The sequence below is a fragment of the Prevotella sp. HMSC077E09 genome, assembly GCF_001814685.1.
Lineage (GTDB): Bacteria > Bacteroidota > Bacteroidia > Bacteroidales > Bacteroidaceae > Prevotella > Prevotella oris.
This window is the reverse complement of record NZ_KV817516.1, coordinates 20,092-31,408: the sequence shown is the minus strand read 5'-3', so window position 1 is coordinate 31,408 and position 11,317 is coordinate 20,092. Positions and strand designations below refer to the sequence as shown.

9 protein-coding genes are annotated in these 11,317 nt (G+C 43.6%); 7 read left to right on the top strand and 2 right to left on the bottom strand.

All coding sequences use genetic code 11. From position 1 onward, the window contains the following. Positions 1–62 precede the first annotated feature (62 nt). Positions 63–1,295 (bottom strand): site-specific integrase, encoded by a 1,233-nt coding sequence (locus HMPREF2983_RS03090; protein ID WP_070666670.1) that lies wholly within the window; start codon positions 1,293–1,295, stop codon positions 63–65. A 908-nt stretch (positions 1,296–2,203) separates the two neighbouring features. Between HMPREF2983_RS03090 and HMPREF2983_RS03085 the strand changes: the two genes are divergently transcribed. From HMPREF2983_RS03085 to HMPREF2983_RS03055, 7 genes are all read left to right on the top strand, one after another. Then, the gene (locus HMPREF2983_RS03085) at positions 2,204–2,539 is read left to right on the top strand and encodes a helix-turn-helix domain-containing protein (RefSeq protein ID WP_004365227.1); all 336 of its coding nucleotides are present in this window, start codon (positions 2,204–2,206) and stop codon (positions 2,537–2,539) included. 6 nt (positions 2,540–2,545) lie between these two features. Next, a complete protein-coding gene (locus tag HMPREF2983_RS03080; protein WP_070666667.1) occupies positions 2,546–2,926 on the top strand; it encodes a DNA-binding protein in 381 nt (126 codons plus the stop codon). Further along, positions 2,923–4,989 (top strand): bifunctional DNA primase/helicase, encoded by a 2,067-nt coding sequence (locus HMPREF2983_RS03075; protein WP_070666665.1) that lies wholly within the window; start codon positions 2,923–2,925, stop codon positions 4,987–4,989. The genes HMPREF2983_RS03080 and HMPREF2983_RS03075 overlap by 4 nt, the downstream gene beginning before the upstream one ends. Then, a complete protein-coding gene (locus tag HMPREF2983_RS03070; RefSeq protein ID WP_070666662.1) occupies positions 4,977–5,285 on the top strand; it encodes a helix-turn-helix domain-containing protein in 309 nt (102 codons plus the stop codon). The genes HMPREF2983_RS03075 and HMPREF2983_RS03070 overlap by 13 nt, the downstream gene beginning before the upstream one ends. 140 nt (positions 5,286–5,425) lie before the next feature. Continuing rightward, positions 5,426–6,427, top strand: coding sequence for a type IV toxin-antitoxin system AbiEi family antitoxin (locus HMPREF2983_RS03065; protein ID WP_004378812.1), 1,002 nt, complete (start codon positions 5,426–5,428; stop codon positions 6,425–6,427). Next, complete coding sequence (locus tag HMPREF2983_RS03060; protein WP_070666659.1) at positions 6,405–7,259, top strand: nucleotidyl transferase AbiEii/AbiGii toxin family protein; 855 nt, start codon at positions 6,405–6,407, stop codon at positions 7,257–7,259. Before HMPREF2983_RS03065 ends, HMPREF2983_RS03060 begins: the two co-directional genes overlap by 23 nt. Beyond that, on the top strand, positions 7,240–7,875 hold the full coding sequence (locus HMPREF2983_RS03055) for a PP2C family protein-serine/threonine phosphatase (protein WP_081457123.1): 636 nt from the start codon (positions 7,240–7,242) through the stop codon (positions 7,873–7,875). The genes HMPREF2983_RS03060 and HMPREF2983_RS03055 overlap by 20 nt, the downstream gene beginning before the upstream one ends. 86 nt (positions 7,876–7,961) lie before the next feature. On the opposite strand, the gene HMPREF2983_RS03050 is transcribed toward HMPREF2983_RS03055, so the two are convergent. Continuing rightward, the coding region (locus tag HMPREF2983_RS03050; protein WP_256374456.1) for a helicase-related protein at positions 7,962–11,317 on the bottom strand (3,356 nt) is incomplete at its 5' end.

The window sequence follows — 11,317 nt, the reverse complement described above, 5'->3', positions numbered from 1 at the left end:
CTAGACCCTCCCCACAGGGTTTATCGGTTGCGCCCATAATTTTCTTGGTTTAGGGTTGTACATTATTTAGAGTTGATGCCCATAGCAACATTGAACTTGTCTAACTTGCCCGCCAACTGTTCCATATCGTGTTCTATTTTCTTATTGGTAATACGGGCATAGATTTGTGTGGTTTTAATGTTGGTATGTCCCAGCATCTTAGAAACTGATTCCATAGAAACACCTTTACTCAATGACATTGTTGCAAATGTGTGGCGAGCCATGTGAAAGGTTAGGTCCTTTTTAATGCCACAAATATCTGCAATTTCCTTCAGATATGAATTAGTTCGCTGATTAGTTAGCATTGGGAAGAGTTTACCATCACGATAGGTCTTGCCACTATACTTTTCGATAATATTTTTCGGGATATCCAATAAAAGAACATTTGTTGCGACACTTGTCTTTTGTCGTTTTGTCATTATCCATTGTTTGTCATCAAGGGTAACAATGTTCTCGGGAGTAAGGTTGGCCACATCAATGTACGCCAAGCCTGTGAAGCATGAGAATACGAATAAGTCACGAACCAATTCCAAACGCTGTATGCCCAGATTCTTATTGGCTATCTTCAAAATCTCTTCATCTGTTAAGAAACCACGATTGACTGGCTCAAGGTGAAAACGATGATTGAGAAAAGGATCATGATGGATTACCCCCATTTTTCTTCCTAAAATCGTAATTGTCTTGAAAGTCTTCATTGTCTTGGTGGCTGTATTTGGGTTCTGACCAACTACTGTGCGAAGATAAATATCAAAGTCGTGTATGATAATATAGGTGAGTTCAGACAAGCGTATGTCCGAACGTTTGTACTTATCCTGCAAAAAAGTCGTGAAGTGTCGTTTGCAGACATTATATTTCTGAAAAGTGGCAGCACTTACAGATATGCCCACTTGCTTGGCAATATCTTTGTTGTGCTTATCGAAGAGTGTCATCATCGTTTCTACCTCTTCTTTCTTGCCGAGATACTCCGACTTGATACGTTCCAAAGAAATGGCATCTGTCATTTCCAACTTTTTGAAGATAGTCTGCAATCCGCTTTGGATGTTATCCAACTCGAGATTAGTAGAAAGAGCCTCCGTAGTTCTTCCCTTCAGTCGTTCTTTTTCACTATCCCATTGCGACTGCTGAACGGCAATGCCTGTTGAGCCAATGGAAAGTCGTTCGTTGTTGAGATAGATTCTCAACATCACGGGTGTTTTACCCTCCTTGTTCACATAGTTGCTTCTTAAATAGAAGACTGCTCTGAAAATGGTTTTCATTTGCGCTGCTATTGTTTAATTGTAGCCATGGAAAGGAAAGTTGTAGCCAAAATTCAATAATTGTAGCCAGCTTCTAATAGAATTGTAGCCAAAAGATTGAATTATTAGCGAGATAAACTTCTGTAACCACGCTGCAAAGTTCGACATATTTATTTGAATAACAGCAATTTGCGTGTACTCTATGCGTACTCTGTACGAACTCTTGGCTACAATTTTTATTTTGCCTCAAAAAGTGTAGCCAGATTGTAGCCATTGTAGAGTATTTAGGGAGTATTCATCCCCTCTGTACGTACTCTGAGAAGAAGAATGTATATAAAAGAAAAGTATCATAACTGCTTGTAGCTATGATACTTACGTTTTTGTTAGGGTTTCTCTGTTGGTTTGTTCAGAGTACCTAAAGCGGAGAGAGAGGTTTGTGAACCAAACTCTGCTAACTCGTTGTAATTAAATGTCCTATCAATTTTGACAAATCAGTAGTGTAGCATTTTTGTAGCAGTATTTTGACCGCCTAATGACTACCATTCTGACTACCTTATGAAAGCACAACTGCTCTCTTTTCTTGAGTACAAAGGTATATAAAATTGTACTAACCTCCAAATCTTTGTGCCATAAATATTTAGAAATTTTACTGCTACACTTTCCAGTGCAAGGTGCAAGCCCCTATATATAAGGGGACTTGCACCTTGCACTGGAGGGATTTTCTCAAAATTATTTGATTTTGTTCTGGAATGATTGTTCTTACAATGTATTTCCGTTTATGAATTATAGAAAACAAACCAATTAAATCATCCCATGCCGACATCGCTCATCATATTCATCTGCACCTAATGCAAGCCACCTTGCATGGGGTGTAAACATTTGAATGTAGCGGGTTGCTCAAATTTAGGTGTCTTTGTAACTTTATACATATGAAACAGTTGCACAAAACCCTAAAGGAAAAGCGAGAGCTTGAAGGTTACTCACAAGAGTATGTCGCTGGAAAACTGAATGTTAGCTCAAGTACCATTTCACGATGGGAAACTGGAGCTGTGTCGATGACCACCTCACAAACTTACAGTTATGCCAAGGTATTGGGATGGGATGAACTCGACCTGCTTGCATCTATTGCACAAAGACAACAGGCAAGACCGCTTCCACTCGCTCAGATGAGTATCGAAGTGTTTGACAAGGAATCCTACGACAGAATTATAGATCTTGTAAAGGAGCTTGGGCCGCAACACATTATTTTACAAACCAAATTATAAAGGCTGATGGAAATAATCGCAGTAGAAAGCCAAGCCTATCAGGAACTGATAGACAGGCTCAACCGAATAGAGCGGTATGTTGAGCGCACTTCTCATCTTATCCAAGATATAGATGACGAGCTGGAGATGACCACGAAAGACCTAATCGGGACTCTGAATATTTCAGAGTCCACCCTTTACCGCTGGCGCAAGAAGCAGCTAGTGCGTTACCGCTACACGGAGGGTGGCGATGTACGCTACTTCTTCAAGTCTATCGTGATAGCCACGAAGTGTAACCGACTCCGCGTATCAGGTATGAGAAACGATGAGGTTCTTGGGCGGCTCAACCGTTTCAAGGACAATCTCATCATGAGTTCATGTCTTAACCCTAAAAACCGACAATTATGATAGATAAGGAACAGATTCTTTTACTTACACAAGGAGGTCTGAATGTGTTTTCACATTTCCTTGGCTTTGAGGCGAACCTTCATCGCAACTTCCGCAGTCCATTCTATGATGACAGGCGGGCTTCCTGTCATATTTTCTATGACAGGAAGAGCTCATCCTATAAGTTCTATGATCATGGCGATACCGCCTATTCAGGAGACTGTTTCTGGTTTGTGGCAACCTTGCGCAGCCTAAACCTGAAAACCGATTTTCCAAAAGTCTTGAAAATCATCGTACAAGAACTGGGACTGTATTCTTTGTATGACGGTGAGAGGTGTAGCGAGGGTAAAATTGCTACGCCGATTCAGAAAAGTCTAGTCATCCCAAGTTCAAAGGCTGACATTACCGAAAGTAAGGAAGAACGCCCATACTGTTGCGAGATACAGCCTTTTGATGATGGACTACTGAACTATTGGGCACATTATGGCATCCAGGAGGATACCCTCCGCCTTTTTCGGGTACGGAGTCTTAAACGCTATGAGAGCATTTCTTCTGATGGAAGAAAATTTGAACTTTATGGCTCACCTACGGAACCTATCTTTGCTTATATCGGAAACGGGTATGTCAAAATATACCGTCCCCACAGCCCGAAAATCCGCTTTCTTTATGGTGGGCGGATGCCTGCCACCTATTGCTTCGGTATGGAACAGATTCCGACCAAAGGCGATATGCTCTTTATTACAGGCGGGGAAAAGGATGTGCTCTCATTGTATGCACACGGTTTTAATGCAATCTGCTTCAACAGTGAAACCGCACAGATACCGACAAGTATCATTGAGAGTCTTCAGCTTCGCTTCCGGCATATCATTCTTCTGTATGATGCTGACGAGACTGGCGTACGCGAGAGTCACAGACAAACGGAAAATCTGGCGGAATACAAGGTATTGAACCTTTCACTTCCATTAAGTGGCACGAAGTCTGAAAAAGACATTTCAGATTTCTTTGCCTTGGGCAACGGTGCAAAGGAACTGAAAGAGCTGCTTGCCAAGATGTTCTCAGACCTATACAGCCAAACCATGATGATGTTACGTTCCTGTGAGATTGACTATGAGAATCCACCGGACATTTCCAAATCGGTTGTGGCTGTGAATGGTGTTCCACTAGGAACGCAGGACAATCTGTTCTGCATTACTGGAGGTGAGGGGACAGGCAAGAGCAACTATGTCGGAGCCATCCTTGCCGGAGCGTTGGGAGAAAAACGATTGCCGATAGAGAATACCTTGGGATTGGAGATTACCGCCAATCCCAAAGGCTTGGCAGTCCTGCACTATGACACGGAACAGTCCGAGGCACAGCTGCACAAGAACTTGGGTAAGACACTGCGTAGGGCTTCTTTGACGGCAGTACCGGAGTTTTGCCATTCCCTGTATCTTGCCTCACTCTCCCGAAAGGACAGGCTGAAACTTATCCGTGAAAGTATGGACTTGTTCCATCACAAGCATGGTGGAATACACCTCGTTGTCATTGATGGTATTGCTGATCTGATACGTTCTGCGAACGATGAAACGGAAAGTATAGCCATTGTTGACGAACTTTACCGCTTGGCAGGGATATACAATACTTGTATTATCTGCGTATTGCACTTCGTGCCGAACGGCATCAAACTTCGGGGACATATCGGCTCGGAACTTCAACGTAAGGCGGCGGGTATCCTTTCCATAGAGAAAGACGACAATCCCGAATACTCGGTCGTAAAGGCGTTGAAAGTGCGTGACGGAAGTCCGTTGGACGTACCGATGATGCTTTTCGGCTGGGACAAGGAAGAAGACATGCACGTCTATCGTGGTGAGAAGTCCAAGGAGGACAAGGAAAAGCGCAAGACTGATGAGCTTATTGGCGTTGTCAAAGAAGCCTTCCGAAATTCTTTCAAGCTCACTTACCAAGAACTTTGTGAGGTTCTGATGCGAGAGATGGAAATCAAGGACAGGACCGCAAAGAAATATATTGCCTATATGAAGGAGCAGCGTATTTTGATACAAGATACAAGTGGGAACTATCAAAAAGGAGAATTATGCCATACTTAAATCAACAGCCAGAAGATACATGGCAGAAACGCCTGTTTGATAAACTGAAGAATATGGAAGACAAGCTCGACCGTCTGCTTGTCCTACGGGAACAGGAAGTAGATACGACCGTTCACCCTCCATTGAAACCCGAATACTTGGATATCATAGATGTCTCCAAAATTTTGAAGGTGGAACAAAAGACCATTTACAACTGGGTTTGGGCAGGGAAAATACCCTACCTCAAAGCCAATGGTCGATTGCTTTTCCTTCGGAAAGAGATAGATGAAATGCTACGGAAACAAGGGAACTGGTAGGCACCCGTTCATTATTTAATGCTTGTTCAACAAAATTGAACAAGCATTAAATAATGAACGAAAAAATTTGCAGTTTGATTTTTGTTCACTATCTTTGCAGTGTTCAATCCTATTGAACGACTATAAATATTGAACAAGATATGTACGGAATACAGATTATAGATCAGGCGGTTAGTGCGATAAGGAGACAGTGGGAGGATTCTCAAGATGTCATAATCGATGCGCTTCAGCCGGAAACGCCTTCGATGGAACAATACGTCAGAATTATGGGCATAGAGTTCCGATGCCTTGTTGAAAATGAGATAAATGGAACAAATATCCTGCGCATTGAAGAAAAATCAAAGAGCTGTATGGGGACTTACAAGGGACCTGTCATATTGGTTGCAAGATATGTACAGCCATCTGTCTATGGAACTTTGCGTAAAATGGAACTTAACTTTGCTGACACGGCAGGTAACTACAATATACAGTACACGAAGGGCAGGAAAGTGATATTCCACCTTTCTCACACAGGGGAGAAAGCCCCTGTGAATAACAACAAAAACTATCCTATATTCCAAGAAGCAGGCCTGAAGGTAATCTTTTATCTCTTGCAAGCTCCTGAGAATGTGGGCAAATCTTTTCGGGAAATCAAGGAGTATAGTGGAGTTTCGATAGGTACTGTCAAAAATGTGATTGATGAATTGGAAGTCCGTAAGTTTATTCTCGTAACTCAGAAGAAAAGAGTTCTGAAAAAACGTCGTCTTTTGCTCGATTTATGGTCGGAAAACTATCATCAGATATTAAAGCCCAAGTTGCTGTTGAAGCAGCTGGATTTTCGGACACCGGAACAAAAAGAAAAATGGGAAGAAATAGCATTGCCAAATGGTATGTTATGGGGTGGAGAGTGTGCATCTAATTTATTGAATGGTTACCTTACTCCGGAACTTTTTGAACTCTATACAGAGACATCTTTCTCCAATCTGATGAAGACTGGCGCAACACGGACTACCGAAGGAGTTATTTATGTATATCAGAAGTTTTGGAAAGGCGATGTAATGCCCTGCATTTTGATATATGCCGATTTAGTAAGTAGCGGAGACAGCCGTTGTATTGAAGCTGCAAATAAATTATTAAAAGATGAACTTTCAGATTTCGAGTAAGAAGATTGGCAACCCCCTGTTGGTTGAACTGCTAAGAAAAGTCAGTCATTGTTTTGCTGAGATTGGGCAGGATTTCTTTGTTATCGGGGCTACTGCGCGAGATATTTTAATTCGGCAGTTAGTAGGTATAAGTTCAGGGAGAAAGACGAGGGATTTAGACCTCGCCATAGCCATTCCCGATTGGGATGCATTCGAAGAGATTAAGCGGGCATTATTAGCACAAGGGTTTCAAAAAGACGGACAGATGTATCAACGGTTCTATGATGGCGACTACGAAATGGACATAGTACCATACGGAGATATAGAAAGAGAAGATGGATACATATACTGGCCTCCTGAGGAGGATATAGCTATGTCCGTTAAGGGGTTTGCTGATGTGCTGAGTGGTGCTATTACCGTAACGATTGACAATGAATTCGACATCAAGATAGCATCGTTGCATGGATTATTTGTATTGAAGTTCAATGCTTGGTTAGACAGGAATATCCAAACGAATAAAGATGCCGTAGATATGGCATTCATTCTGGAAAACTATTTCATTGCTAACTTGAATAGGAACTTGCATGCAGAAGTGTATGATTGGGAAGACTTTGATGAGATTGTTGTCGGAGCTTATTGGCTTGCTTATGACATTGCCGGATTTCTATCAAAAGAGCATCTTTTCCACTATGAGCAATGTCTGCGGAATGAGATAGAGAAAAGAGAAAATAGCAGGCTGATACAACAGGTTATAGATAGTAGCAGTGTTTTTTCTTATGAGAAACTGCTCCTCGCATTTCAAAAAATGATTGCCGTATTTGATAAAGTTTTGCATGGTGAAGATTCAGATTGAAAGCTTAAGTATTCCGGCTGGTAAAGAAAATGGAGATTACATTCTCCAACGAGAATTGCCTAATGGAGCAACACTCATTCTACTTGCAGATGGGATGAGTGGTTTGTCGTTGCCGGAAAGTGCTTCAAAAATTGTTTGCGAAGCTATCTCAGAATATTTTGTAAAAACCGATATAATTGATTGTACGGAACATATCCTCAGGAGCATCAAATATGCTGATGAGCGTTTGGCTGCTTTTTGCAAGGAGAAGAAATCCAAGATGGGTTCGGCTTTACTTCTTGTATATATCAGTGATGCTATGCTCTTCTACACATCTTTGGGAGATGTGCGCCTATACTATCGAGACAAACAAGGAGAAGTAACTCAACTAACAAACGATGATACCATTATGCAAGGAGCAGACACTTATCTGACAACTTGCATTGCGGGAAGAGGTTTTAGAAACCCCATTCAGGTTCAACGTTTGCCATTGAACATGGGTGATTCTCTGCTGCTTTGTAGTGATGGCTATTACAAAGTTCATGATATTCCCCATTGTTTTCACCATAAAGAGCAGACACCTCCAACATTGGTAGATGACGACAGCTCTGTTGTCAGAATAGAAATTATACAATGAATCTGTCAAATTCTCTGATACGGTTTCTCAAAAGCGTCAAACACTTTATTTCAAGTACTTGGCGCTTTTCGATACAATAAGACATTCTACATCTTCCACTTTGGTTTTGAGATAATAACTTTGCTCGTAATGTCATTGTTGTCGGATACATTCTGCTGACTATTGTTCTTGGGAGATGTGGGCAAAGGTATGTTGTCTGTGTTTTTTGAGAATGAATTCTTATAAGAACGGGGTTCTGATATATCATCTACTGATTTACTTTGCTGTATGGCACCATGCTGTGCCTCTTGCCCTATATCCTCTTTTTCCTCCTCCGGTGGAGCAAGGGTAAGTGCAATTCGCCTATCCAGTTCGGCTGCCTCGCCTTTGAGCGTGCGAAGCTCTTCTTCCTTTTTCCAAGAGCTGCCCGCAATGTTGGTGTAAACGTCTTTATTGGCTGCGACCTTTTCCATCTCCTTTTCGTGCGACTCTATTACCTTCGGGATACGCTCCAAGGCATTGATAAAGTTCTGGCAAGCAAGTTTCGGATCGGATGCCAGCTTACCGTTATTATAGGTATAGTAGATACTCTCCTGCCCCTTCACAAAGAAACGATTTACAGAGCAATCAAACAAGTCCTTGGAAGTGCTCTCCGTCTTAACCATAATAGAAAAGCCATAAATCTCACCGATTTTGTTGTATTCCCCCTTGGTGCGTGCTTTCTCGTCTATTTCCTGCAGACGTGCAGCAATGGCCTTGATATCGGTGCTGTCTTCCACACCTTTGATAGTCAGCTTATTGATAGGCACACCTTCCTCATCACGCTCCACACGCTTCTCAAAGAGAGCCAAGTCAGACTGTGCCTCCTTGACTTTGTCTGTATGGAAAGACACGGAACTCTCAATCTCTGCCAGCTTGCCCGTTGCGGCATCACGCTCACGGAGAAAGTTCTTGCGCTCTGATTCCAAGGTGGTAATCTTCTTATCCAATCTTGCTTTTTCCAAAAGGTCGGTATTGCCTGAAAGTACTGCTACATATTCTGAAAAGTTCATACCGCTGTCCTCGTCCATCGATCCCTCGTCAATGGTACGGCTCCCTAAAGTGTTCGTCTTTAACTGGTTGATGAAAAGCTGCTTGTTGTGCAGCAGGTTGAACTTGTAACTGTCCAACGAGCGTTCCACGGCATAAATAATCACATCGACCTTGTTGTCGGCAAACTCCTTGGCAACAAGATTACCTTTACGGATGGCACGCCCGTTACGCTGCTCTAAGTCCGATGGTCGCCACGGCGTGTCAAGTTGATGGACCGCTACTGCCCGCTGCTGGGCATTCACACCTGTGCCCAACATGGACGTAGAACCGAAGATAATGCGAATATCACCACGGTTCATCGCATCTACCATTGCCTTCTTTGCTTTCTCGTTCTTGCACTCCTGAATGAAGCGTATCTCATAAGATGGAATATGATAGTCTTCTACCAACTTTCTCTTGATTTCCGAATAGATATTGAAGTCTCCACCAGGCTTGTAAGTACCCAAGTCTGAGAAAACAAACTGCGTTCCTTTCTGTGCATCGTACTTTTGGTAATAGTCATTGAGCATTTTGGCACAGTGACTTGCCTTGTTGTCTATATGGTCTGAGTACCCATTTTCATCAATCATGCGTAAATCAAGGCTCATCTTGCGGGCGTAGTCGGTTGCAATAAGCATCTTTGCCCTTTCCTCGCTCTCACTCAGAGGTGCTCGTCCCAAAAGCGTGGCATCGCCACTCTTGGCAAACTCCATCAGCTTTCCGATAAAGACTTCCTGTTCGGGCGTGGGTGGTATGTTGTGTAGTATCTCATTCTTCTCCGGTCTGTCGATACCGATGTCCTTGGCAGTGCGAAAATCGCAAATCTCCGCATAAAAGGCAGCCAGTTCGGGCACCTTGATAAATGTCCTAAACCGTTCTTTTTGAATGATGTCATTCGTGATGGAGAACTCGTAGTCTGTCGACTTCTTGGCAAAGACTGCAGCCCATGCGTCAAAGCTGTTGATGCCCTGCTTCTCCAAAGCCTGCGGACGGAGGTATTTGAAGAGCAAATACAACTCCGTCAGACTATTGGAAATGGTCGTTCCCGAAAGGAAAGTGGCTCCCAAGTCCTTGCCGGACCGCTCCTGTATGGTACGAATGGCAAAGAGCATGTTCAGGGCACGCTGTGAGCCGTCTGGGTTTCCCAAGCCCGACACACGGTCGTGGCGGGTGTTGAACATCAGGTTCTTGAATTGGTGCGATTCATCTACAAAGAGGTGGTCGATACCCATCATCTTGAAGTCCACCGTATCGTCTTTTCTTTCGGCGATGCTGTCCTGTATGTTCTGTAACTTGGCTTCAAGCGTCTGCTTGCGCTTCTCCAGTCCTTTGAGCATCCCACGTGAGATGTCTCTTCCTTGCTGCCTCAAGACCTCGAGATTCTCTTCCACGGAGTCCAGTTCCTTCTGCATAATCGCTTCCTGTATCTCCAAGGCCTGCGGTATCATGCCGAACTGTTCGTGCGTGAGTATGATACAGTCCCAGTCGTTGTTCTTGATGTCGTTGAAGATGCGTTGTCGGTTCTGCTTATTAAAATCGTTCTTACCTGGATAGAGTACCTTAGCATTGGGATAAGCTTTCCTAAAGGTATCGGCAATGTCGAATACATTTGCCTTCAGTCCGATAATCATCGGCTTGTTTGCCAGTCCCAAGCGCTTCATTTCGTAGGCTGCCGTACACATGATGAGCGTTTTGCCCGCTCCCACCTCGTGGTCGCAGATACCGCCACCATTGGTTTTGAGCATCCACACAGCATCCTTCTGACTTTTGTAGAGGTCGGCAATACCCAATCGTTTGAGGTCAAGATCGGGAAATGTCTGGTGCGTTCCGTCAAAATTAGGGCGTACAAAACAGTTGAAAAGGCGGTTGTACCTGTCGGAGAGTTGCTGTTTGAAGGTATCAGGTGTGCGTCCGAGCCAATCGACAAAGCCTTGTCTGATTTCCTCAATCTTGGCATTTGCCATCTGTATGGCGTGTCCGTCACGTACCTTGACGGTCTTAATTTCTCCCGTAACCTTATCCGCCACCTCCTTACTCTTGTTGATGTCGGGAATGGTATTGTGCAGGGCGTGCTTCAGGAGATTGATGCCGTCATAGCGACGAAACTCGCCTTGTACTGCATACTTGTGCCAGATGTTGGCATTCTTTCGGTCACATACAATGCTGTATTCATCCATATTAGAATGATAGGATACGCCAATATCCGTCCCGAAGAACTCTGAAGCAAACCTGCCATAGACTTTAGCAGGTATCCAGCGTTCACCGAGGTTGAAGTCCAAATCGACAAAAGGGATGGGTGTCGGCGTGGCTGCACGCAGGACAGCAAGGCTCTGCTTTGCCGCCTCGTGGTCGGGATGGTCCAAGAGCCACGACTCGATACGCTCCGCCTTTT